The following is a 25079-nucleotide window of genomic DNA, read 5'->3' as shown; positions in this document are numbered from 1 at the left end:
TTCATGAGTAAAGGATATGTTTGGGTCGTCGATGACGACAGTTCAATTCGCTGGGTAATGGAAAAGACCCTCTCCTCCGCAAACATTAAGTGCGAAACCTATGCGGATGGGGAAAGTGTTCTCATGGCTTTAGAGCGTGAAGTGCCTGATGTCCTAGTCTCTGACATTCGCATGCCTGGCATTGATGGCCTAGAACTGCTTAAACAACTGCAACAGAATTATCCCGATCTACCCGTGATCATCATGACCGCGCATTCGGATCTCGACGCGGCGGTTAATGCGTACCAAAAAGGGGCATTTGAGTATCTACCGAAACCCTTTGATATTGATGAAACACTCACACTTGTCGAGCGAGCTATCGCACATAGCCAAGAGAATAAGCGTGAACATTTGCTCCCTGATGATGTGCCAGCGGATACACCAGAGATCATTGGTGAAGCGCCTGCAATGCAAGAAGTGTTTCGTGCCATTGGCCGACTATCTCGCTCATCAATCTCAGTATTAATAAACGGTGAATCAGGGACGGGTAAAGAGCTCGTTGCTCATGCATTACATCGCCATAGTCCACGGGCAAATAAACCGTTCATTGCACTCAACATGGCGGCCATTCCAAAAGACTTAATTGAGTCAGAGCTCTTTGGCCATGAAAAAGGCGCGTTTACTGGTGCTAACAGTGTCCGTCAAGGGCGCTTTGAACAAGCCAACGGAGGCACCTTATTCTTAGATGAAATCGGGGACATGCCGTTAGATATTCAAACTCGGTTGTTACGCGTGCTTGCAGATGGACAGTTCTACCGCGTCGGCGGGCACTCTCCGATCAGTGTTGATGTTCGGATTGTTGCCGCCACTCACCAAAACTTAGAAAAACTGGTCCACAATGGCGATTTTCGTGAAGACTTGTTTCATCGCCTCAACGTTATTCGCGTGCAGATTCCCGCTCTTCGTGAACGTCGACAAGATATCGAAAAGCTGACCCAACACTTCTTAGTGCGTGCCGCTGATGAACTCGGCGTTGAAACCAAAACCCTGCACCCATCATCCGTTGAGATCCTCAATCGTTTAACTTGGCCGGGGAACGTGCGACAACTGGAAAATATTTGTCGTTGGCTAACCGTAATGGCCAGTGGCAGTGAAGTCCTTCCAAGTGATTTACCACCAGAGTTACTGGAAGAGAAAAAAATCACGAAAGATTCTGAACATGGCAGTTGGCAAGAGCAATTATCTAAATGGGCGCGCAGTGCCCTTGCTGAGGGGGATAAAGAACTACTGGCGTACGCTTTACCAGAGTTTGAACGTATAATGCTCGAAGCGGCACTCGAACATACTAAAGGTCATAAACAGGATGCCGCTAAAGTACTAGGTTGGGGACGTAACACCCTTACTCGAAAACTCAAAGAGCTGTATTAATACAAAGTACCCAATAATTTGAACATTGGTTATCAAGCACGCAACAATATGCTCGCTTGATAGCCAAATTGTCAGTACAATTACGGTACACTGCACCCTAAGTAACTCGACAAATGTCTAATACGACGACTCAAATTACATTACGCACTGCTGTACTCATCCCTTTTGTGATGATTTTTTTGCTGGCTATCAGTGTGATTGTTTACGTCCAAAAACAGAGCTACGAAGACGTCGTAACGGATCTCAGCGACAAGCAGCTATCCGTTCTGACTGAAAGTGTTCACGATCATCTCAATGATTATCTGCGCAAGCCTTTTTCGGCCGTTACTTCGCTCGCGCATAACGTCAGTTACCACAACCTTTTCCACCCAAACGATACTCAAGACATTAAAACTTACTTGAGAAGTGCTTTTCAGAACCTTTATCACTCTATTCCTCAATTAGATGTCATTGCTTTTGGTTCTCGAACTGGTGATTTTGCAGGTTTCCGCCGTGAGCCTGATGGCAACTATACGCTGATGGTTCAAGACCATCGCACGAATGGCAATTTGGTCATTTATGGCAATGATAAGATCAGCGACAAGATTCGCACCATCATTGCTGACTATGACCCTCGAACTCGTCCTTGGTATCAGCCTGTAGCGCATACTAATCAAGCTCGATGGTCTCCCGTCTACCCCAATGCCGATGAACGCCAAGACGTCACCTTATCGGCAATGGCACCAGTATACGAAAAAGGTACGTTTGCTGGTGTACTCGTGACAGATATCCGTATCAATACATTCAGTATTTTCTTGCGTGAGCTCAAAGCTAACACCAAAGCTTCGGTTTTCATCATGGATCAAGATCGTCGATTAGTGGCTCATTCAGGACAAGGCAGCGTGATCTCATGGGGAACGAAGTTCTCAGATGAAGGCCAACGCTTACTGGCATCAGAAAGCCTAGACCCAATGATCCAACTGAATGCAGAGCGGATAGAAAATGTCGACCTATCAAAAAGTGATGCACCGTACACTTTTGAAATCAATTTAGATGGTCAACGCATGTTCAGTCGTGTTACGCCTTATCATGATCCGAATGGCCTGACTTGGTTTATTGGCACTTCAATTTCTGAATCAGATTTACTTGGAACCTTACCAAAAAGTCAGCAAAAAAGTTGGATCGTCGGCGTTTTTGTCAGCTTAGTTGGCATTGCGATAGGTTGGGTCATCTTCAACCGCACCACTCGACCAATAGAAGCCACCGTTGTAGCCGCACAACACCTTGCAAAAGGTGACTGGGATAGTCCTCTGCCTCGCCCTGGCTTTATTTATGAAACCACCATCCTCGTGAAAACGTTCAATGAGATGGCAAACAACTTAAAAGCCTCATTTAAAGCCCTGCGTGAACAATTGGAGTTTGATTCATTAACGCACTTATACAGTCGCCAAGGCTTAATCGAAATCAGTGAGCATTTAGACTCGCAACACCCGGCTTGTTTATTCCTCTTTGGCGTCAACAAATTTAGAGATATCAATGATAGCGTAGGACACCACAATGGTGACCAACTGCTCATTAACATTGCGGAACGATTAAGGCAACAGCTCCAAGAAGAAGCCATCCTTGCAAGAATTGGCGGAGATGAATTTGCAATTTTCATCCAAAATATCAATAGTGAAGATGACATTCGCTTAATAGAAAGGCGTATACAGCAACTTCTCGCTTCCCCATTCATGCTCGACGGCGAAACCGTGGTGATTAAGGTCTCCATGGGCATCGTGCGTACAGATTCTGCACATAATATGAATCTATGGTTACGTAATGCCAGTATCGCTCTTAGCTCCGCAAAGCAAGATTCACTGACCAATGTGTGCCACTACAGCCCGGAATTGGCGAGCGCATCGAAATACCGCACACAAATGGTGACAAAAGTTCAAACCGGTATTAATAACGGTGAATTCAAACCTTACTATCAGCCAATCATCGATCTTGCTAGTGGCAACATCTGTGGTGCTGAGGCACTGGCTCGTTGGGATAGTGAGTCCGGTATGGTATCACCTTTAGAGTTCATCCCTATCGCAGAAGAAAGCGGGATGATAAAAGCAATTGGGCAGCAAATTTTCTCACAAGCTTGTAACGATACGCGCAGCGCCATCGACAACAAACAATGGCCGGAAAACTTCCAGCTGCACGTCAACGTATCGGTTAACCAGCTGTCATGCCCTGACTTTGTTGATACTGTCAGACAAGTACTCGACGAAACTCGACTCCCAGCAAAGAATGTAACCTTAGAAATAACAGAGTCTCGTATCGTAGATAGCGCCCCAACCACGTTAGACAATATCTCGGCACTCCGTAATATGGGACTAGGTATTGCTATTGATGATTTTGGAACAGGTTATTCGTCCTTAGCCTATCTACATGCGATACCATTTACATGCTTGAAAATTGATCGCACATTCATTAATCGCTTATCCAAAGAGAATTTGGATAACTCGGTTGTGGCTGCGATCATTAGAATCACCAAAGGAATAAAAACCACGGTCGTTGCTGAGGGAGTAGAAACCGCTGCGCAAGCTCAGCTGCTGAGCTCTCTGGGGTGTGAACAAGTTCAAGGCTTCTATTACAGCCGTCCATTGCCAATTGAAGAATGGCCAACACATTTGGTGAACATGAAGTAAAAAAGCGCTGAAATTGCTGATTTACTGGCCATCTCATACTGACAATATACCCAACTGTTATTTATACTTTATACCCAAGTAACCACTTATCTTCCCCATGTATTGTCATTGATAATGTTTGGGCTGAATGCCTGTTTATAACAAACAACCCGGAACGACATAATGATAACGAAGAATCTTCCCCTAACAGATTTGCACCGTCACCTTGATGGCAACATCCGTACTAAAACCATTCTGGAACTTGGTCAGCAATTTGGTGTTGCTTTGCCCGCTTACGACATCGAGTCTTTAACTCCACACGTTCAAATTGTTGAAGCTGAACCATCTCTTGTTGCTTTCCTTTCTAAGCTTGATTGGGGTGTGGCGGTTCTGGGCGATCTAGATGCATGTCGCCGTGTTGCTTACGAAAACGTAGAAGACGCACTGAACGCGCAAATCGACTATGCAGAGCTGCGCTTCTCCCCTTACTACATGGCGATGAAACACAAACTGCCTATTGCCGGTGTAGTAGAAGCGGTTGTCGATGGTGTTCAAGCGGGCATGCGTGATTTTGGTATCAAGGCAAACTTAATCGGTATCATGAGCCGTACGTTTGGAACGGATGCCTGTCAGCAAGAGCTTGATGCTATCCTTAGCCAAAAATCGCACATCGTTGCTGTTGACCTTGCCGGTGACGAACTTGGTCAGCCTGGTGATCGCTTTGTCTCTCACTTTAAACAAGTGCGTGATGCTGGCCTTAATGTCACGGTACACGCTGGTGAAGCGGCGGGCGCAGAAAGCATGTGGCAAGCGATCCAAGAGCTTGGCGCAACACGTATCGGCCACGGTGTAAAAGCGATTCACGATCCTAAACTGATGGATTATCTGGCGGAAAACCGTATTGGTATTGAGTCTTGCCTAACATCGAACTTCCAAACCAGCACGGTTGATTCTCTCGCCAACCACCCGATCAAACAGTTCCTAGAGCACGGCGTTCTTGCGTGTCTAAACACTGACGACCCAGCAGTTGAGGGCATCGAGCTACCATACGAGTATGAAGTTGCAGCACCAGCAGCAGGTCTAACTCAAGCGCAGATTCGCCAAGCGCAAATTAACGGTCTTGATCTCGCTTTCCTATCAGATGCAGAGAAAACTGAGCTGAAAGACAAAGTAAAAGACCGCGCATAACTCATTGCAGAAAAAACAAAAACTTATAACAGAAACAAAAATGCCAGCAGATGCTGGCATTTATTATATTGAGAAGCGGTTTCAAACTTAAATGACGCGAGAGAACTGCTGCTGACGAGCTCTTGCACGTAGGTATTTATCGAAGCACATACAGATGTTACGAATCAATAAACGGCCACGTAGTGTCACGCGAATTTCATTGCCATCGACTTCAACTAATTCGTCATCAATGAAAGTTTGCAGAAGCTGTAGGTCTTCTTTGAAATAGTGTTCAAAGTTAACCTTAAATTCTGATTCAATTGCTTTCTTATCCAACTTGAAGTTACAAATAAGCTGCTTAATCACTTCGCGTCGCAATAAGTCATCAGCATCCAGAGAAACCCCTTTCCATAGCGCATGACGTAAGTCATTCACTTGTGCATAGTACTTTTTCAGTTCTTTCTGGTTTTGCGCATACGCATCACCAATCATTGAGATCGCTGAAACGCCAAAACCAACTAAGTCACATTCGCCTTGAGTGGTATAGCCTTGGAAATTACGGTGCAAAATACCCTCTCGCTGAGCGACAGCAAGCTCATCATCAGGCATAGCAAAGTGATCCATACCAATGAACTGGTAACCTGCGCCGGTCAGCGTAGCAATAGTATCCTGCAGGATCGCCATCTTCTCTTCTGCTTGAGGTAAGTCTTCATCTTTGATCTTACGTTGCGCGGCAAACAACTGTGGCATATGAGCATAGTTAAACACAGACAGACGGCCAGGCTGCATCTCTAACACTTGCTCTAACGTTTTCGCAAAAGACGCTTTCGTTTGCTTCGGCAAGCCGTAAATTAAGTCAAGGTTCGTTGAGCGGAAACCAAGCGTTTTTGCACGTGCGACCATCGCAAAGATAAATTCTTCATCTTGCTCACGGTTTACAAGCTGCTGAACTTCTTTATTGAAATCCTGAACCCCGATACTCAAACGGTTAAAGCCCTCACTGCGCAAGTGATCAAGCATCGTCAGCTCGATTTCACGTGGGTCGACTTCAATACTGATTTCTGCATCCGCGCTGAATGTGAATTCTTGGCGCAGCAAATCCATTACGCGAGTGATTTGCTTTTCAGATAGGAATGTTGGTGTACCACCACCAAAATGCAATTGCGTTACTGTACGTCCAACAAGCAATGATGCGCGCTGACGAATCTCATGTTCCAATACATCAAGATATTCATCCGCTTTGTGTGAGTGGCGAGTAATGACTTTATTACAGCCGCAGTAGTAGCAAAGCTTATGACAGAACGGAATATGAACGTACAGCGACAGCGGACGATTTGAGTATTGAGTGCATGCCATATCGTAATCCGAGATGGTAAACGCTTCATGAAACTCCAGTGCTGTTGGGTACGACGTGTAGCGAGGACCGGAATAGTTGTACTTATCCAATACCGCTTGATCCCAGACAATTTGCTGTTTCGATTCAGTATGTTGATTCGACATGGTGGTACTTTCCGTAAATGCTAGGGTGAAATATCTCATCACCCGATACTCAGAGGCCGTTATTCTGCCATACCAAGACGACAACGACGGTAACCGCTCACCGCTTTTTAAGTATAAAACTAAAGAAGTGCTAGCGTGATCACGATCCCCCTATGGCTGTTAGATAAGCCACGGGAGAAAGTAATTAAATCATCTGAATATTGATTTGGTTATTCAGTGGCTGGACGTTTTTCTGCAACACTTTGAGTTCTTCAACAATCGCATCAGTCAGACGGTTTTCGGCTTTATGACGCGCTAAGTTTTGTTGCATACGCTCTTTCTTGGTCAGCTTTTGGCGATCTTCGCCACGCGCCATATCTTTTACAACATGGTAAAGCTCTGAAATCGCAGGGTAGGTGGTATCGAAATCAACACGGTCTTCACCCTGGACGTAATCCATAATGTTATAGACACGAATGCTGATTTCAGACAAATCACACTGACCTTGAATACCCGCTAGACACAAGGTATGCACATTCTCAAAAATATTGGCATTCCGTTTATCAATCGCCAATTTTTTGTGCTTCAGCTGCAATTCCTTTTGCTTTTTTAATTGAAGCAGAAGGTAACCTGCATAAGAAGCCAGCGCGATAATAATCACTGCACCTGCAATCGCTAATAAGGTTACGTTCATGGATTACTTATCCTTTGTAGTCATCGAAGTTAATACCGTCGAAATCAGCAAGTAGATCATCGTCATTACGCGTGCCTTTTGCTGCTGGAGCGGTGAAGTCTTCTTCTTCTGGCTCTAGTAGACCCAATTGGTCCATTAATCTTTCGATACGATCAAGCTTCTCATCAACATATTGTTGCAAGCCTTTACCTAGGTTTTCACCGGCTTCAATGCGATCCAACAACACGTTCAATTGCGCATCATTTTCTAGCATCTCTAGCTCTTGCGCAGCAGATAGACGACGCTCTTGTTTCGTCATCTTCTTCGCTGGCTCAACAATTAGAGGAATCTTCTTCTTGCTGCCTAGGCGTGGATCACGATTTTGCGCAGCCGATTGCTTCTTCTGCTCGTTCACTTCAGAGTTGCGACTACCTTTCTTCAAGCCCTTACGTTTTTTCGCACGCTTGCGTAGACGACCTTCAACGTCAGATTCTGTACGGTTACGAGTGACAACAAACTCAGGTGCGCCTGCTGCACCTGGCTTTCTAGATTTTTTACTACGGCTCATTACTGGGTTTTCCTCAGTAAAATTACATCATTACCAATAAATTCGAGTTCGAGCTTATCCCGCTCAGCTAGGAACTGGAACGTCTCATGGCTAAAGAACACCACATGGGTAGGATCGTTCTTATAATGCCATGATTGAAAGGCTTCTACATCAATGACCATTTTCGTCATCAGGCCTATCCAGCCACCTGGCTTAACTAAATTCAACCATTGTTTCCACACCAGATCGGGGTGGTAGAGGTGTTCGATCACCTCTGTTGCTGTCATGAAGTCATACTGCTTTTCTAGCACCGAGGTATCTGGGTGGTAATAAAGATCATATAACACCATGTTGTGCCCTGCTTCTTCTAACATCAAGGAAAGCGTTGGGCCAGGACCACAACCAAAGTCGATTCCATTCGATTGTGGCAAAATTCGCTCTGCAATTGGATCAGCAATCCGCGCTAAAAAACGTCGGTATCCCATATCTTCTGGGTTGTTCTCATGCAAATCATAGTGAGCTTTTTCGGTTTCTGCATCCAAACGTTGGTCTGGCTTAACGAACACCAAATTGCACTGTTCACATTGAAGATACTCGCGTCGCTTGTCTTCAAAATAGTGATGAGTGCGCTGATTCTGGCATAAAGGACAAGTATGCATGCTGGCTTCCTCAAACAGGGATGCGAAACATACCAGAAAGTAGACCTAGATTGGAGTGTTGCTGGATATTTTTTCAGCAATTTTTGTTAAAAAAGTTTGATTGTGCTTATTCGTCGCCAAACAGATATAAAAAAAGCGACAGTTAAACTGTCGCTTTCTAAATACCGCCTTAAATGGCGAAACTGTGTTGCACACATCTGGTGCACCAAGAATCCTTTTGTTTTTCGTGCTTTCCTTGCCAAAAAGTGTTGTTTTCCATCTTCCTGATGAATTTTGGCTATCCTTTCACTTCCTGTTTGCTGAGCTACTTCCTGAGCTTGATCCTTTTCACTGTCTTAACCGTCAGACGAGATGACCATCCATATCCGGTAGACTCCTTGCCTACCTACGTCCCTTTTCCGACTACCAAGCATCCCTCGCTTGCGTCCTTGGAGACCTAAAATCCATGGTCTGAAATCCTGAGTGCCACTCCTTGTGAACAGTTGCTACTTTACGGATTCTCCAAAAACCAACAACCCACTAAACGAAATAATTCGAGACAATTTTTCACTCACAACAAATGGCATTTATTATCATACACTTAAAGCTGCGCATGAGAAATCGTACAGCATACGCATGGCAAATGTCTCACAAAGACCCGAGCGATCTATCTCTTTACTACGCAAAACAGAACGTGATCTACATCACTCAAATAATGCCTACCCTCATCCAATTTATTTGCAACGGCGAGTAAGGTATTGAGGCTCCGAAACAAAAATGCCCTGACAATCCTGTCAGGGCATTTTTGTTTAACTTTGCTCGAACTATGTAGGGGACATATACTCAAGTAACTTCAATATATTAGTGTAGACCGCCAACGTATTTTGACAGCGTTTCAATATCTTCATCTGTCATCTTCTTCGCGATATCACGCATCATCGCGTTCATATCATTATTACGGTTACCATCACGGAATTTCTCTAACTGAGCTTTAATGTAGTCCGCTTGCTGTCCAGATATTTTAGGAAAACCTGACAGTTCAGTACCGTTACCGCGAGGACCATGACATGCGATACATGCGGTAAGACCACGCTCTGCATCACCAGCGGTGTAAAGTACTTTGCCTTGTTCGACCACATTCTCTGGGGTTGAGCTTTCTGCAATAGGTAAAGAGGCATAGTAAGCGGACAGGTCGGCGATGTCTTCATCGCTCAGTGGCATAGCCATACCACTCATAACAGGGTCGTAACGACCTTGTTTACCACCACTCGTCATACCGAGTTTTAGATCTTTTAACTGCTTTTCAAGATACTTAGCGTGTTGGCCTGCAAGATTCGGGTACATTGCAAGTGCACTGTTACCATCTGCTCCATGACAGGCGACACAAGTTTGTGATTTTGCTTTACCAGCTTCAATATTACCTTGGGCCCATACTGAGCAACTGGCTAAAAGACTCAAAATTAGCGCTAATTTCTTCATGACATTCCATTATAATTATCAAGCTTCCAGTACCACGGAATGTGAACATACCGCGTACACTCATGGTACAATAGGCGACCTTATGCCGAGCACGGTTATTTTACACAATTTCACAAAAAAGTAATCAATCGACTACACAAAGTCGAGATGGAGTTAACAGTGAGCGTAAAAATTCATTACCAAAACACGCATTTCATCACCAGCGCACCCGATATTCGCCACCTACCGGAGGACGAAGGTGTCGAGATTGCGTTTGCAGGACGCTCAAACGCTGGTAAATCGAGTGCACTTAACCGTCTAACTAACCAAAAAAGTTTAGCTAAGACATCAAAGACCCCAGGCCGTACTCAATTGATCAACCTTTTCAAGGTAGAAGAAGGTTGTCATATCGTCGATTTGCCAGGATACGGCTTCGCTCAAGTACCGATTGAGATGAAGAACAAATGGCAAAAATCATTGGGTGAATACCTACAGAAACGCGAGTGTCTAAAAGGCTTGGTGGTTCTGATGGACATTCGTCATCCAATGAAAGATCTCGACCAACAAATGATTTTCTGGGCAATTGACAGTCGCATCCCTGTTCAAGTTCTTCTAACTAAAGCAGATAAACTGAAAAGCGGTGCTCGCAAACAAACGCTACTAAAAATTCGCAAACAAGTAGAAACTTTTGGTGGTGACGTATCGGTTGATGTGTTCTCTTCACTGAAAGGTCTCGGTGTCGATCAGTTACGTGCCAAACTGGATACATGGTTTGCACCAGCGTTCGCACATCTGATTGAAGAAGAAGAGCAAGATTCTCAAGAGAGCGGCGAAGAATAATTAACAAATTTTGTTAAAATTTTTCGATATAGCCCTGCCTTTTGGTGGGGCTTTTGTTTATCTGCTGTCCATAAACGTGAATTTTAGACAATAAAAATCCCCACCTTCCTGGCAGGGATAATGGGAGAGAAAACTGGTAATAATTATTATGCCGCAAGCATTACTGAACTGAATTTGTTTTTCAATAGGTCAAAAAGCAATCAAAACCGAATAACATTACATTTCACACTTTTCATAACTCATTATTACTCAACAAATCAATAACTTAATTGGATTTTTAGGCAAAGATTGTGTCTACTTACTTTCTTTCAAGAAAAAATGATAGTGTGATTGGAATAAATTTACAGGACAAATATCGGATCGAGTTGATATAAAAAATCTATGTATTGCAGTGACTTAGCCGCTTGAACAAGCGAGAATTGAACGGATTATTATTAAACTATTGAGTCAAAAAGAAAATTTTCTTTCGCCCAATAAAAAACGCCCCAGTCAAAAACTGACTGGGGCGGCTGAATCAGCCTAATCCAATAACGTGAAACAAAAGGTCTGAAAGATAGAACATCTTACCTCTGTACCCTACGAGAGATAATGTACAACAATTGGTCAGATTTGCAAAGAACTTTTGTAGTTAATTTTCATTAAAGTTTCATTAAGCAACAACAATTCAAAATTTCGAATTGCTTTTTTTATTGACAAAAAAAGCCAGCGTTTGTGCGCTACCTCATATAAATTAGCGTAAATTGCGTTAAAAATGACTAGTGTGCCTGATCCCAGTTATCACCATGACCCGCATCCGCAACAAGAGGCACTTCCAAATCTGCTGCAGATTCCATCAATTCTTGTACTTTACTTTCAATTTCGACTAAAGAAGACTCTTCGACTTCAAACACCAATTCATCGTGTACTTGCATCAGAAGTTTCACTCGGCCATTACCCTCTTCTTGAATCCACTGATCAACAAGCAACATTGCTTTTTTAATGATATCCGCTGCTGTACCCTGCATCGGTGCGTTGATCGCTGCGCGCTCTGCCGCTTTACGGCGCATACCGTTACGCGATTGAATTTCTGGCAAATGCAAACGACGTCCAAAGATGGTCTCGACATAGCCCTGTGCAGAAGCAGCACTACGAGTATCTTCCATGTACTGCATGACACCTGGGTAACGTTCGAAATATTTATCCATATAAGCTTGCGCTTCACCTCGAGGGATACCAAGCTGCTTCGCAAGGCCAAATGCACTCATACCGTAGATAAGGCCGAAGTTAACCGCTTTAGCACGACGTCGCTGCTCACTTGATACTTGATCAATAGACACGCCCATGATTTCTGCAGCAGTTGCTGCATGGATATCTTTGCCATGACGGAATGCATCAAGCAGGGCTTGATCTCCTGATAGATGCGCCATGATGCGTAATTCAATCTGAGAGTAATCGACCGCCAAGATCTTGTAGCCAGCTGCCGCAATAAATGCCTGACGGATTCGACGTCCCTCTTCATTACGGATTGGAATATTTTGCAAGTTTGGATCCGTCGACGATAGACGACCCGTTGCGGTTACGGCTTGGTGGTAAGAAGTGTGTACACGACCTGTTGATGGGTTAATCATCTTTGGTAGCTTGTCTGTGTACGTCGATTTTAACTTCGCTAAACCACGATATTCCAAGATCAGTTTTGGTAGTGGATAATCCAAAGCCAGCTCTTGCAACACTTCTTCATTCGTCGACGGTGTGCCCGATGGGGTCTTTTTGATCACCGGCAAGCCCATTTTTTCAAATAGAATCGCTTGAAGCTGTTTCGGCGAGTTCATGTTGAACTCTTGTTCAGCAATTTCATAAGCTTTCTGCTCTAACTCGTCTAAGCGAGCAGCAATTTCTACTGACTGTGTACTGAGCTTCATGTCATCGATCAATACGCCAGTGCGCTCAATGCGAGAAAGCACAGGGACCAACGGCATTTCGATTTCTTCATAAACCGCTTTTAGCTTGTCATCTTGCTCAAGATTAGCAACTAAACGGTTGTGCAGACGAAGTGTTACATCAGCGTCTTCTGCTGCGTATGGCGATGCTTCATCCAATTCGATTTGATTGAAAGTCAGTTGGTTCTTGCCTTTGCCTGCAATCTGTTCAAACGAAATACAACTGTGTTGTAGGAAACGCAGCGCAAGGCTATCCATATCGTGCTTGCCACCAACGCTGTTATAAACGTAGGACGCTAACATGGTATCGTGCTTGATACCTTTCATCTCGATACCATAGCGAGCCAATACTGAGGCGTCGTATTTCAGGTTCTGACCCACTTTCGCTTGAGTTTCATCCTCAAGAATCGGTTTAAGTTGTGCAAGCACCCACTCACGATCGAGTTGCTGCGGTGCATCTAGGTAATCGTGCGCGACAGGAACGTAAGCCGCAATGCCCTCATCAATAGCGAATGACAGACCAACAAGGTTTGCCACCATGTAATCTAGGCTGTCGGTTTCTGTATCAAACGCAAACAGGTCAGACGCTTTTAGCTTGTCTAGCCAAGCCATGAATGAGGCTTCATCCAAAATAGTTTCGTATTGGCTACGATCAATCTTCACCGCTGAGGTGTCCATATCCGCTTTAGATGCTGAACTACCGCGCACTGCACCAGTTGACTCATCCGCTTCAACAACACCCGAACCGCCATCTAAAAGCTCATTCAGCCAAGATTTGAACGTCAATTGACCGTACAATTTGATCAGCTCATCTTTGCTTGGTTCTGCTTTTAGTAATGATTCTGGCGTTTCTTCCAGTTCTACATCTAGCTTGATGGTGGCTAGCTCATAAGACAGCATGGCATTGTCTTTATTATCAACGAGCTTCTTCGCCATGGTCTTTGAGCCACGAAAACCAAGCGCTGCAATATCATCAAGGTTTTCGTACAGCTTAGTTAAACCGCCAATACCTTGCAGCAGTGCAGTCGCCGTTTTATCACCTACACCTGGAACGCCAGGGATGTTATCCACTTTATCGCCCATCAAAGCAAGGTAGTCGATAATCAACTCTGGTGGAATCCCAAACTTTTCAATCACACCCTCACGATCCATCACAACATTCGTCATGGTATTGATCAGAATAATGTTGTCATCCACAAGTTGCGCCATATCTTTGTCGCCAGTACTGATCAATACAGGCATGCCTTGTTGAGATGCTTGATACGCCAGTGTGCCAATAACGTCATCAGCTTCAACACCGGGTATGCAAATAAGTGGGAGACCCATTGCCCGTATAACATTATGTAACGGTTCAATTTGGCAGCGGAGATCATCCGGCATGGGCGGACGATTCGCTTTGTATTCTGGGTACATATCGTCACGGAAAGTTTTACCTTTCGCATCGAAAACCACGGCGATGCGATCAGAAGCAAACTGGCGCATCATGCTACGTAGCATATTCACTACGCCATACACCGCGTTAGTTGGGATTTCACCGTTACTCATCGTGCCAGGGTAAGCGTGAAAAGCGCGATATAGATAAGAAGAACCATCGATAAGAATCAACGGGTTTTCAGGAATACTTGCCATAATTGTCTGTATCCAAATCAGTACTTAAGAGATCTGCTTAGAATGCCATGACTACTGATCTGAATCTATCTTGTTCGCGCGATCAAGTTCGCGGAAATTTTCCGAGTTTGTTCACGGAAAACACGCCACGCTGTGGATAACTCTGTTTATATAAATTATCCACCGGTTATCAACTTAAAAGAAAACATAAAAAACCAAAGCATAAGCCACTGTTTATAAAGAGCTTACTGAAAACAGATCTACAAGATCAAGGATCTAGAAATGATCGTTACATGTGGAAAAGTTTTGGTGAATGCCGTCAATAAAAAATTTTCGGAAAGAAAAAAGCGACCCCGATGGGTCGCCTAGCAGAAGTGGTAAAGTTAGTTCTATTAATGAGGTAACTTTGCCAAGAAGCTATAAATTACACTGGAAGCAATGTGAGCAATGTCGTGTCAAAAAGAATTCGTTTACGTTCAATTGTCGATGTCATTACTTTCTCAACCACTGGTGAATCAGTAACGCTCTCTCCTTATGAACTTCTCTCGTTCCCTAAGACGTCTTTAATAATAATGATTCTCATTTAATAATCAATAATTAAATGAGAAAAAATCTCATTTATTTTCACACAGCTTTAATAAAGTGAACACGAGACTCGCGAAGATTTGGTTTTTCTTCAAACTTTTCAATGATGTAGTCATTTCTTAGTAGTAAACGTAGCATTGCTGGAAATTGATTACGTGATTTCACTTTTAGCATCTTATAACCCTGTTCCGAGACCCAATCTTCTTGAGCCTCTAACAGCATTTGCGCTACGCCTTCATTGCGCACCTCTGGAGCTACTCCACCAAACCAGCTATAAAACGTGTAATCATCAAGTTCATAGCCGATTTTAAAACCAAGGATCGTACCCGCTTTCTCAGCGACTAAGATTAAACTCTTTTTATCTCCAAGGCGTGCTGCCATGGATTCAACCGTTTCACCACGTGCAAACTCCGTTACGCGTGCTACTACTTGGATCGCCTCTTCCAGCGTGCCTTCACGAATCAGCATTGTCATTGTTCTACTCTCCAGAGATAAAAATACCCAAGTAACATTAGGTCATATGCATTATGACTGAGGTTACTTGGGTACAAGAAGACCGACAACAATTGTCGGTCTGGTTTTTCTCATTGAGCGATAATTACTCTTCTGCTGCTTGCTGAGCTTTCACTAGATGCTGAGCCGCCTGCGCATTTTCTTCTGCCAACCACTCTGCAACATCTTTCGCGAAGTAGGTCAGAATACCGTCTGCACCAGCACGTTTGAAGCAAAGCAGTGATTCCAACACGGTTTCACGCTCTTTTAACCAACCATTCATGATGGCAGCTTTGTGCATCGCATATTCGCCTGAAACTTGATAAGCAAACGTCGGTACTTGTAATTCTGTCTTCACTCGACGAACCACATCAAGGTAAGGCATACCTGGTTTTACCATGACCATGTCAGCACCTTCATTGATATCAAGTGCCACTTCGTGCAGCGCTTCATCACTGTTTGCCGGATCCATTTGGTAGTTTTTCTTGTTACCGCCTTTTAGGTTCGATGCTGAACCGACGGCATCACGAAATGGGCCGTAATAGTTTGATGCATACTTAGCGGAGTAAGCCATAATTTGTGTATGAATATGGCCCGCTTCTTCTAATGCTTCACGGATCTTACCAATGCGACCATCCATCATATCTGATGGTGCCACGACATCCGCGCCCGCTTCCGCATGAGACAAGGCTTGTTTGATAAGCACTTCTGTCGTCTCATCATTCATCACATAGCCATTTTCATCGATAATGCCGTCTTGGCCATGGGTCGTAAATGGATCCAGTGCTACATCCGTAATGACACCCATTTGCGGCACATGCTCTTTTAATTCACGAACAGCACGTTGAACTAAGCCCTCTGGGTTGTATGCTTCTGCAGCACATAGGCTCTTTGCGTCTTGGTTTACGACAGGAAACAATGCAATCGCTGGCACACCTAAACTTGCTAAGTAATGCGCTTCTTCTAGCATTAAATCAATCGACAAACGCTCTACACCCGGCATCGATTCAACACTTTCACGGCGGTCTTTACCCATTAGAACAAACATTGGGTAAATCAGATCATTAACAGAAAGTTGGTTTTCAGCCATCAGACGACGACTAAAATCGTGCTTACGCATGCGACGCATACGGCGTGCAGGGAATGGACCTTGAATTGATACAGACACCATTTTCTCCTTGTCTGGACGGTTATGATGATCAAAATCATCTGGTGGCAAAATCATATCACTCTTGCAGCACCTTGCGAGTGACAATATGAAAAAAGGTCACTAAAAACGCGAAAATGACCCCGCACTCACACTCGAGTATACTGTTGAATCAATCAATTTAAAGACGAACCATAGAGACAAACGATGATCGATACGCATGCTCATATTTACGCCAGCGAATTTGATAATGACCGCGATGAGGTGGTTACGCGCGCTTTAGCTCAAGGGATTAGTAAGATACTGCTGCCCAACATCGATCTTGACTCTATTGAGCCAATGCTAAAAACCGAAGCCACGTATCCAGAAATATGCCGCTCAATGATGGGCTTACACCCTTGCTACGTCGATGGTAATGTTGAGCAAACATTAGCAATCATTCGATCTTGGTTCGAAAAGCACAAATTTATCGCGGTCGGTGAAATTGGTATCGACTTATACTGGGATAAAACGTTCCGCGCGGAGCAAGAAATGGCATTTATCACTCAGTTAAACTGGGCAAAAGAGATGGATTTACCTGTCGTTATCCACACTCGTGATTCGATTGAAGAAACACTGGCCTTACTTCGTCAGGAGCAAGATGGCCGCTTGCGTGGTGTATTTCACTGTTTTGGTGGCAGCGTAGAAGAAGCACAAGCCATCAATGAACTTGGCTTTCATTTAGGTATCGGCGGCGTCTCAACGTTTAAAAATGGTGGGATGGATAAAGTCATTCCGCATCTTGATATGGACTGGGTGATCCTAGAAACCGACTGCCCATACCTAGCGCCAGTCCCACATCGTGGAAAACGCAATGAGCCCGCATACACATCATTAGTGGCCGCTCGAGTGGCTGAGTTGACCAACTCAAACATAGAAGAGCTCGATCGTATCACGACTCAAAATGCGACCGCGCTCTTTCGCTTATAACGGTATAAGAACACCTAGCGATCAAAAAAGCGACTTAGATAAGCCGCTTTTTTACAGTCTGGAATGGATTACTCTTCCACTTCTGCCTCTTCGTCTTTGCGTGTATAAAAACGGGCAAAGAACAAACCCACTTCAAACAGCAAACACATCGGAATAGCTAACAGAGTTTGAGAAATAATATCTGGTGGCGTCAGCAACATGCCAACAACAAAAGCACCAACAATAATATATGGGCGCTTTTCTCTTAGATCTTGTGGCGTCGTTGCACCAGTCCAACACAGCAAGATAATCGCGACAGGCACTTCAAACGCAATACCAAATGCCATGAACAGCGCAAGTACAAAATCAAGATAGCTCGAGATGTCGGTTGCGAACTCTACCCCGCCTAGCGAGATAGCCGTAAAGAAGCCAAATACCAGTGGGAACACCACGAAGTAAGCAAATGCCACACCACAGTAGAACAACAATGAGCTAGAAAATAACAGTGGCATGATCAATCGACGCTCATGCTTGTACAAACCTGGCGCAACAAAGGCCCAGACTTGGTACAAGATAAACGGCACCGCAATAAACACCGAAGCAATTAACGTCAGCTTCAATGGTGTAAAAAATGGCGAAGCCACATCTGTTGCAATCATAGTTGCCCCCTCTGGCAGTCGTTCTACCAATGGGGCTGAGACAAACTCATAGATGTGGTTAGAAAAATAAATTAGCCCGACAAACACCACCAACACTGCCAAGATGGCACGCAATAGTCGGTTACGGAGTTCTAGCAAATGGCTAATTAAAGGTTGTGTCTGCTCGACGGTAGACATGGCAAACCTCTTTTATAAAGCTGATCAAAAAGGAGCTACCATCTTGTGTAGCTCCTCCTACTGAGACTATTCGGCTTTTTTATCTGCCGCTGTAACCTTGATCTCTTCCGCTTTCTCAACACCTTCAGTCGCACTAGCCTCGTGTTTCGTTGGCTCTGCGTCTGATTTGGTTGGCTCCGCGTAAGGGCGGTTTACAGATTGCGCCGCTTTCTTCAGTTCATCGACCGAAGATTTAAGCTCCGGAGACAGATCTTCCATCCCCATTTGCTCTGCTTTGCGCAAGTTTTCTTGCAGCTCTTGGACTTTCAGCTCATGTGACAATTCGTCTTTCACGCTGTTTGCCATGCTCTTTGCAGCACCGACAAAACGAGAAACACTACGAATAGCATGAGGCAAACGTTCCGGTCCAAGAACGACCAGACCAACAACAGATATTAATACCAGTTCCCAAAAACCGATATCGAACACTTATTACGCCTGCTCTTTGTCTTTTTTCGTTTCAGGAGCCGCTTCTTTTTGCTGCTGTTTTTCTAAACTTTTTGGCTCAAAGTCTGCGTCTTTTTCTTCTTTCTTCGCAGAATCATCTTCGCTCATTGCTTTCTTGAAGCCCTTAACGGCACCACCTAGATCGCCACCGATACCACGTAGTTTCTTAGTTCCGAATAGCAATACAACAATTACAGCAATGATTAGAAGTTGCCAAACACTGATACCACCCATTCTTTTTACCTCGGGTCTTTAAACAAATTTATTTCAAGAGTTTAACGTCTAACGACGATAAGCTCGCCAACTAAGCAGCCAAAATGTGACACCAGCGATGCCGCTAGCGACCGATAACTGCTCATAAGCGTGATCCACTAATATTGCCGAGCATACGACTAAAGTGGCTCCAACACCAAATAAAAACTTTCCTGTCGCCTGCTGACGCTTACTCTGACGGTAACCTTGGTAAAGCTGATCCATGCGTTGATTCATGGCTTTACCTTGTTTAAGGCTATCGTAAAGCAGCTCCGGCAGTTCCGGTAACTTTTCTGCCCAAAACGGTGCGCGGTCTTTAATGGCATTCACTAAAGCTTGCGGGCCGACTTGGTTCATCATCCATTCTTCAAGGAAAGGCTTCGCCGTTTCCCACAAATCAAGTTGCGGGTACAACTGGCGACCCAGTCCTTCGACGTACAACAGCGTTTTTTGTAGCAATACAAGCTGCGGTTGGACTTCCATATTGAATCGACGCGCAGTGTTGAACAGGTTCAACAGTACGTGACCGAAAGAGATTTCACACAGTGGTTTAGCGAAAATTGGCTCACACACAATGCGAATCGCAAATTCAAATTCGTCGACATTGGTATCAGCAGGAACCCACCCCGAATCAACGTGCAATTCCGCTACACGGCGGTAGTCACGATTGAAGAAAGCGAGGAAGTTTTCCGCCAGATAGCGTTTGTCTTCACTATTAAGTGTACCAACGATCCCACAATCCAGCCCAATCCACATCGGATTCTCTGGATGCTCCGGTTTAACGAACACGTTGCCCGGGTGCATGTCGGCATGGAAAAAGCTGTCTCGGAACACCTGAGTGAAGAACACACTCACGCCGCGCTCTGCAAGCAACTTCATATTAGTGCCATTTGCTTCCAAGCCCTCAATATCAGAGACTTGAATGCCATATATTCGCTCAGAAACCATGACAGTTTCATTACTAAAGTCAGGAAAAACTTCAGGAACGTACAGCTCTTCACTGCCCTCAAAGTTGCGACGCAGTTGAATCGCATTGGCGGCTTCACGACGTAAGTCGAGTTCATCCAAAAGTGTTTTTTCGTATTCACGAACCACTTCAACAGGCTTTAAGCGACGAGCCTCAGGCATTGCACGGGCGACTATACGCGCCATGCGGTGCATCAGTTTTAGATCTGAATCAATGACCGGACGAATATCTGGACGGATGACTTTTAATACCACTTCTTGGCCAGTGCCTTTTAGACGCGCAGTGTGTACTTGCGCAATCGATGCTGACGCTAGCGGCTTGATATCAAATTCCGTGAACCAGTTCTCTAATGGGCCGCCCAGAGCCAACTCCATCTGCTCTTTTGCCAATTGCCCATCAAATGAAGCAACTCGGTCTTGTAAAAGCGCAAGAGGGTCAGCAATGTGTGGCGGAAAGAGGTCACGGCGAGTCGACATCATCTGGCCAAATTTAATCCAAACAGGACCAAGCTCTTGTAAGGCAAGACGAAGACGTTCGCCCAATGGTTTTTCTGGGTGTTGGTTCTTAATCCAGAATAAGCTTTTGCGCATTAATAGCGGTGCTTTGGTTAGCTGATGCTCTGGCAACAACTCATCCAAGCCATATTCCAGCTGAACTTTAATGATGTGGTATAAGCGCTTTATTTCTGTTGGCGTCATGGTTGCTCCAACGCCGGCTTATCTGTATCAAGTTTGTTTAGTAGTGCATTGAGTCGAGCTTCCACACGGGAGGCTTGGCTACGTACATCATCCACTTGGTCACAGAAGTAGGCGACTTCCAATGGTGCTGGTGCCAATTTCCACTCTTCCGTCACCACTTGAGCAAGATGTCGTTGGTGCTTATCTGCTTGAGAAGCAAAAAAACGCCCGACATTCTTAGTGCCTTGGACAACAGTATGTGCGACAACATCGCCTGTCACGCGAGATAACCACTCTTCGATGTCTGGCTTGCAATCCACCATCAATTGAGAGAATTTTTGTGCTAACTGAATATCACCCTCAAGCTCCAGCTTATCTTGTTTGATAAGACGAGTGATGTTGGCTTGATCGCGCAGTTCAGGCAGCACGCTTAGATTCAGTGACAGATAACAATCTGGCTGACCTTCATAATGGCCCAATACATCAATTTGCTGGCTGAAAATGAACGTCAGCGTCTTATTGATTTCTTTTAGGTGAATTTGAATCACCTGACCTTTTAGGCGTGACAAACGACGCCCCAATTCAGGGTCGTCTTTGATCAAGGTATTCAGCGTTGTTTCAATAACCGCTGTGATAAGAGGTTCAAATGGCATGCCGCTTATCCTTAGAATTTGTAGCCACGGTGCAACGCCACAATACCACCAGTAAGGTTGTAGTATTTGGTGTTTTCAAAGCCGGCTTCAATCATCATGCTTTCCAGCGTATCTTGATCTGGGTGCATGCGGATCGATTCTGCTAAGTAACGGTAACTGTCAGCATCGTTCGCCACCAACTCACCCATTTTTGGTAATAGGTGGAAAGAGTACGCATCGTACACTTTTGACAGTGGGTCTAAGATTGGCTTCGAGAACTCAAGAACCAATAGACGACCGCCCGGCTTTAATACGCGGAACATTGAGCGAAGTGCTTTGTCTTTGTCTGTTACGTTACGCAGACAGAAACTGATAGTAATCACATCAAAGTAATCGTCTGGGAACGGCAATTCTTCCGCGTTTGCTTGTACGTAATGCACATTGCCAACGATGCCATTGTCGCGCAGCTTGTCACGGCCGACGTTAAGCATCGAGTTGTTGATGTCCGCTAGGATCACATGGCCTTGGTCGCCAACAATACGCGAGAATTTCGCCGTCAGGTCACCAGTACCACCACCTAGGTCAAGAACACGTTGACCCGGACGAGCGCCACTGCAATCAATAGTAAAACGCTTCCAAAGGCGGTGAATACCACCCGACATCAAATCATTCATGATGTCGTATTTTGCTGCCACTGAGTGGAAAACTTCGGCAACTTTGGTCACTTTTTCATCTTTTGCCACAGTGGTAAAACCAAAGTGGGTCGTTTCATTCTCTAACGCTGTATTTGATTGCACGCTTGTGTCCGTCATTCTGATTCCTCTTCGGCAGCACTTTTTCACATCAGGGCGATGGCTGACAAATATGCTCGCCCACTGTACTGCGGTCGATTAGTTTACTTTATCCTCAGCCGGATGTCTTTCTACTAAAGAAGCATTTTCAGAAAATGACTCGCTCTGTGCTAACTGAGACAGTTCAGGAGAAATAGGGCGTTTTACTTCAACCCCAAGCTGCTTAAAGCTCTCAGCCTGACGAATCACATTGCCCCGCCCTGTTGCAAGCTTATTCATTGCCCCTTGATACGTTTGATTGGCTTTGTCTAAAGCGCCTCCTAGCCCTTCCATATCATCAATAAACAATCGCAGCTTGTCGTACAACTTTGCGGCACGCTCCGCAATTAATTGGGCATTTTCATTCTGACGTTCATTGCGCCATAGGTTGTCAATCGTGCGCAGTGCCACCAGCAAGGTGGTTGGGCTCACTAAGATAATGTTTTGTTCCATCGCGTCTTTCACCAAGCTCGGATCCGCTTGAATCGCGACTTGGAATGCAGGCTCCACCGGAATAAACATCAACACGTAGTCGAGGCTCTGAATGCCTTTCAACTGATGGTAATCCTTAAGGCTCAACCCTCTAATGTGTGCACGCAGGGCGGAAAGGTGATCGCTCAGCGCCTGATCACGTTGAGTGTCGGTTTCAGCGTTAAAGTAGCGCTCGTATGCCACCAAAGCCATCTTCGAATCGACCACCACTTGTTTGTTTTGCGGTAAGTGAACAATCACATCAGGTTGATAGCGCTTGCCCGCTTCGTTTTGCAAGCTCACCTGAGTTTGGTATTCGTGCCCTTCACGCAAGCCAGATTCTGCCAATACGCGAGCCAGAACCACTTCCCCCCAGTTACCTTGTTGTTTGTTATCGCCTTTTAGTGCCTGGGTTAGGTTAACCGCCTCTCGAGTCATGTGTTCATTAAGGCGTTGCAGGTTTTTCAACTCGTGCACCAACGTATGACGCTCTTTGGCTTCTTGGCTAAAGCTGTCGTTAACCTGCTTTTTGAACCCTTCCAACTGCTCTTTGAGCGGAGAAAGCAAGCCCTCCAAACTCTGACGGTTTTGAATGTCGACTTTAGCGGTTTTCTCTTCGAACAACTGATTCGCTAAGTGCTCGAATTGCTGCTTTAAACGCGCTTCTGCTTGTTCAAGGATTTGCAGCTTTTCAGCATTGGCTTGATTGATCTGTTCGTGACGCGCTTGCTGCTCACCAAGCTGGGTTTCAAGGCGTGATTTATGTTCTCGCATCTGCCCTAGCTCATCAAAATACTGCTGACGCTCTTGTTTCACTGCTTCAAAATAGCGCAGCTTTTCCATCGCAGCCATCAGCTTACCGTGTGTTTGACGCACCTCAAATGCGGCTTTATCACGCTCATCATCAAGCTCATCCAACTCTTGCTGCGCATCTGCAAGGCTCTGCTTTGCCTGTTCAAGCTGTTGTTGATGAAACTGTTTTTCGGAATGTAATTGCTGCTCAAGCAACTGAGTTTGCATCGCAAAACGTTGTTTGACCCACCAACCTACTGCGATGCCGCTCGTGGTCGCGGCAAAAAGTGAAGACAGAATGAGAGATTGATGCTCAAGAATCCATTGCATAATAGCGAGTTAGCCTGTGTTTTTTATCTTTAATAATGGTATTTATATACTGGATAAATGTCCAGTTTGTTGGATGAAAAGTCCTCGCATACACTAGAGGATATTAACCTCTAAACGGTTATATTTCGCCCGAGAGGTCATCATGCCCTCGAGTTTCCGTACAACATACTCACTCCTGTTCATATTTTCGACAAAGAGCAGTACGTCATCATTACATAGAGGCATCATGAACGAGCGTCGCGCCCTAGGATTTGGGCTTTCAGCGGTATTACTTTGGTCAACAGTGGCAACCGCATTTAAATTGACTTTGGCGGAGTTCTCTCCTATTCAGATGCTCACCATGGCAAGCATTGTGTCTGCGATCGCACTGACCATTGTGTGTGGCGTGCAAGGTAAGTTAAACCAACTTAGTGCGACTTTTCTGTCTAACCCTTGGTACTACTTGCTACTGGGCTTAATTAACCCTCTCGCTTACTACCTGATTTTATTCAAAGCATACGATTTGTTACCGGCCTCTCAAGCGCAAGCCATTAACTACAGCTGGGCCATCACTCTAACCTTGATGGCGGCGATGTTCTTAGGTCAGAAAATTCGTGGCAAAGATTGGATCGCGTGTTGCTTTAGTTATGCCGGAGTCATTGTGATTGCCACTAAAGGTAACGTATTGGGAATGGATTTTGAAAGTCCACTTGGCGTCTGTTTGGCGCTGCTTTCCACACTACTTTGGGCGAGTTACTGGATCCTGAATACAAAAAACAAAGCAGACCCTGTCATTGGCGTATTACTGGGTTTCTTAGTGGCGATCCCTTTTGCTGTTGGTCTGAGTCTCTATGAGGGGGCAAGCTGGGGCCAGATTTCTACCAAAGGTTGGGCTGCGGTGACTTATGTCGGCCTATTTGAGATGGGAGTGACATTTGTACTGTGGCTTACGGCGCTCAAACTGACTGAGAATACGGCGCGTATCAGCAACCTGATTTTTGCATCACCGTTTATCTCTCTTGCACTCCTTGCGACAATCATAGGAGAAGAGATTCATCCATCAACATTGATGGGATTGGTCATGATCATCAGCGGTTTGGTTATCCAACAAGTTCGCTTCGGAAAATCACGTCAAGTCACGGAAACGGCCCAGTAAGTTATTTAAAAACCGACAAGATTACCTCAAAAGGAGAGGTGGTTAACAAATCAATCATTAACCACCTCTCTCCTGATATAGAAAACACCTTGCTTCAGATACGATAGCGCATTCGCTACACATCCAG

At 44.9% G+C, this 25079-nt stretch carries 22 protein-coding genes; 6 read left to right on the top strand and 16 right to left on the bottom strand.

Features of this window, described 5'->3' with window-relative positions:
- Nucleotides 1-3: 3 nt before the first annotated feature.
- The 3 genes from glnG (at nucleotide 4) to add (ending at nucleotide 5234) form a co-directional block, all read left to right on the top strand.
- Nucleotides 4-1407, top strand: coding sequence for a nitrogen regulation protein NR(I) (gene glnG / locus VA249_RS00560; protein WP_128812058.1), 1404 nt, complete (start codon nucleotides 4-6; stop codon nucleotides 1405-1407).
- A gap of 113 nt (nucleotides 1408-1520) precedes the next feature.
- Complete coding sequence (gene gepA / locus VA249_RS00555) at nucleotides 1521-4067, top strand: phosphodiesterase GepA (protein WP_221068468.1); 2547 nt, start codon at nucleotides 1521-1523, stop codon at nucleotides 4065-4067.
- Nucleotides 4068-4229: 162 nt separating this feature from the next.
- On the top strand, nucleotides 4230-5234 hold the full coding sequence (gene add / locus VA249_RS00550; protein ID WP_221068467.1) for an adenosine deaminase: 1005 nt from the start codon (nucleotides 4230-4232) through the stop codon (nucleotides 5232-5234).
- An 87-nt stretch (nucleotides 5235-5321) separates the two neighbouring features.
- Here add and hemN read toward each other — a convergent pair whose 3' ends face one another.
- The 5 genes from hemN to VA249_RS00525 form a co-directional block, all read right to left on the bottom strand.
- The gene (hemN, locus tag VA249_RS00545) at nucleotides 5322-6713 is read right to left on the bottom strand and encodes an oxygen-independent coproporphyrinogen III oxidase (protein WP_221068466.1); all 1392 of its coding nucleotides are present in this window, start codon (nucleotides 6711-6713) and stop codon (nucleotides 5322-5324) included.
- A gap of 184 nt (nucleotides 6714-6897) precedes the next feature.
- Nucleotides 6898-7386 carry a DUF2489 domain-containing protein gene (locus VA249_RS00540; RefSeq protein ID WP_211915615.1) on the bottom strand — a complete coding sequence of 163 codons (489 nt, stop codon included), beginning with the start codon at nucleotides 7384-7386 and terminating at the stop codon, nucleotides 6898-6900.
- 7 nt (nucleotides 7387-7393) lie between these two features.
- Nucleotides 7394-7933, bottom strand: coding sequence for a Der GTPase-activating protein YihI (yihI, locus tag VA249_RS00535; RefSeq protein ID WP_221068465.1), 540 nt, complete (start codon nucleotides 7931-7933; stop codon nucleotides 7394-7396).
- Nucleotides 7933-8571, bottom strand: coding sequence for a class I SAM-dependent methyltransferase (locus tag VA249_RS00530; RefSeq protein ID WP_221068464.1), 639 nt, complete (start codon nucleotides 8569-8571; stop codon nucleotides 7933-7935). The genes yihI and VA249_RS00530 overlap by 1 nt, the downstream gene beginning before the upstream one ends.
- A gap of 840 nt (nucleotides 8572-9411) precedes the next feature.
- On the bottom strand, nucleotides 9412-10029 hold the full coding sequence (locus VA249_RS00525; RefSeq protein ID WP_128812067.1) for a c-type cytochrome: 618 nt from the start codon (nucleotides 10027-10029) through the stop codon (nucleotides 9412-9414).
- Nucleotides 10030-10188: 159 nt separating this feature from the next.
- On the opposite strand from VA249_RS00525, the gene yihA reads away from it, so the two are divergent.
- Nucleotides 10189-10848 carry a ribosome biogenesis GTP-binding protein YihA/YsxC gene (gene yihA, locus VA249_RS00520; protein WP_128812069.1) on the top strand — a complete coding sequence of 220 codons (660 nt, stop codon included), beginning with the start codon at nucleotides 10189-10191 and terminating at the stop codon, nucleotides 10846-10848.
- Nucleotides 10849-11362: 514 nt separating this feature from the next.
- Here yihA and spfP read toward each other — a convergent pair.
- The 4 genes from spfP to hemB all read right to left on the bottom strand — a co-directional run bounded on the left by spfP (nucleotide 11363) and on the right by hemB (nucleotide 16617).
- Nucleotides 11363-11410: a small protein SpfP gene (gene spfP, locus VA249_RS24370; RefSeq protein WP_438356636.1), complete on the bottom strand. Its 48-nt coding sequence runs from the start codon at nucleotides 11408-11410 to the stop codon at nucleotides 11363-11365.
- A gap of 193 nt (nucleotides 11411-11603) precedes the next feature.
- Complete coding sequence (gene polA, locus VA249_RS00515) at nucleotides 11604-14393, bottom strand: DNA polymerase I (protein ID WP_221068463.1); 2790 nt, start codon at nucleotides 14391-14393, stop codon at nucleotides 11604-11606.
- A 603-nt stretch (nucleotides 14394-14996) separates the two neighbouring features.
- Nucleotides 14997-15431, bottom strand: coding sequence for a GNAT family N-acetyltransferase (locus VA249_RS00510; RefSeq protein ID WP_221068462.1), 435 nt, complete (start codon nucleotides 15429-15431; stop codon nucleotides 14997-14999).
- A 124-nt stretch (nucleotides 15432-15555) separates the two neighbouring features.
- The gene (gene hemB, locus VA249_RS00505; protein ID WP_221069759.1) at nucleotides 15556-16617 is read right to left on the bottom strand and encodes a porphobilinogen synthase; all 1062 of its coding nucleotides are present in this window, start codon (nucleotides 16615-16617) and stop codon (nucleotides 15556-15558) included.
- A 186-nt stretch (nucleotides 16618-16803) separates the two neighbouring features.
- Between hemB and VA249_RS00500 the strand changes: the two genes are divergently transcribed.
- The gene (locus VA249_RS00500; protein WP_221068461.1) at nucleotides 16804-17565 is read left to right on the top strand and encodes a TatD family hydrolase; all 762 of its coding nucleotides are present in this window, start codon (nucleotides 16804-16806) and stop codon (nucleotides 17563-17565) included.
- 68 nt (nucleotides 17566-17633) lie between these two features.
- Here the strand turns inward: VA249_RS00500 and tatC are convergent, their stop codons facing one another.
- From tatC to rmuC, 7 genes are all read right to left on the bottom strand, one after another.
- Entirely contained in the window at nucleotides 17634-18380 is a 747-nt protein-coding gene (tatC, locus tag VA249_RS00495; RefSeq protein ID WP_128812075.1) for a Sec-independent protein translocase subunit TatC, read from the bottom strand.
- A gap of 66 nt (nucleotides 18381-18446) precedes the next feature.
- Entirely contained in the window at nucleotides 18447-18848 is a 402-nt protein-coding gene (gene tatB / locus VA249_RS00490; RefSeq protein WP_221068460.1) for a Sec-independent protein translocase protein TatB, read from the bottom strand.
- A 3-nt stretch (nucleotides 18849-18851) separates the two neighbouring features.
- Nucleotides 18852-19100: a Sec-independent protein translocase subunit TatA gene (gene tatA / locus VA249_RS00485; protein WP_099079135.1), complete on the bottom strand. Its 249-nt coding sequence runs from the start codon at nucleotides 19098-19100 to the stop codon at nucleotides 18852-18854.
- 48 nt (nucleotides 19101-19148) lie between these two features.
- Nucleotides 19149-20783 (bottom strand): ubiquinone biosynthesis regulatory protein kinase UbiB, encoded by a 1635-nt coding sequence (ubiB, locus tag VA249_RS00480; RefSeq protein WP_221068459.1) that lies wholly within the window; start codon nucleotides 20781-20783, stop codon nucleotides 19149-19151.
- The gene (locus VA249_RS00475; protein WP_221068458.1) at nucleotides 20780-21415 is read right to left on the bottom strand and encodes a ubiquinone biosynthesis accessory factor UbiJ; all 636 of its coding nucleotides are present in this window, start codon (nucleotides 21413-21415) and stop codon (nucleotides 20780-20782) included. The genes ubiB and VA249_RS00475 overlap by 4 nt, the downstream gene beginning before the upstream one ends.
- Before the next feature lie 11 nt (nucleotides 21416-21426).
- Complete coding sequence (ubiE, locus tag VA249_RS00470; protein ID WP_221068457.1) at nucleotides 21427-22206, bottom strand: bifunctional demethylmenaquinone methyltransferase/2-methoxy-6-polyprenyl-1,4-benzoquinol methylase UbiE; 780 nt, start codon at nucleotides 22204-22206, stop codon at nucleotides 21427-21429.
- 78 nt (nucleotides 22207-22284) lie between these two features.
- Nucleotides 22285-23817 carry a DNA recombination protein RmuC gene (gene rmuC, locus VA249_RS00465; RefSeq protein ID WP_221068456.1) on the bottom strand — a complete coding sequence of 511 codons (1533 nt, stop codon included), beginning with the start codon at nucleotides 23815-23817 and terminating at the stop codon, nucleotides 22285-22287.
- A gap of 226 nt (nucleotides 23818-24043) precedes the next feature.
- Here rmuC and VA249_RS00460 point away from each other — a divergent pair, with 226 nt between their 5' ends.
- Nucleotides 24044-24952, top strand: a complete 909-nt coding sequence (locus VA249_RS00460) for a DMT family transporter (RefSeq protein WP_221068455.1) — start codon at nucleotides 24044-24046, stop codon at nucleotides 24950-24952.
- Nucleotides 24953-25079: the final 127 nt, after the last annotated feature.

Origin of the sequence: Vibrio alfacsensis (assembly GCF_019670485.1) — a bacterium.
Classification (GTDB): Bacteria; Pseudomonadota; Gammaproteobacteria; order Enterobacterales; family Vibrionaceae; genus Vibrio; species Vibrio alfacsensis.
The sequence above is the reverse complement of the archived record's forward strand: the minus strand, read 5'-3'. Positions and strand labels throughout refer to the sequence as shown.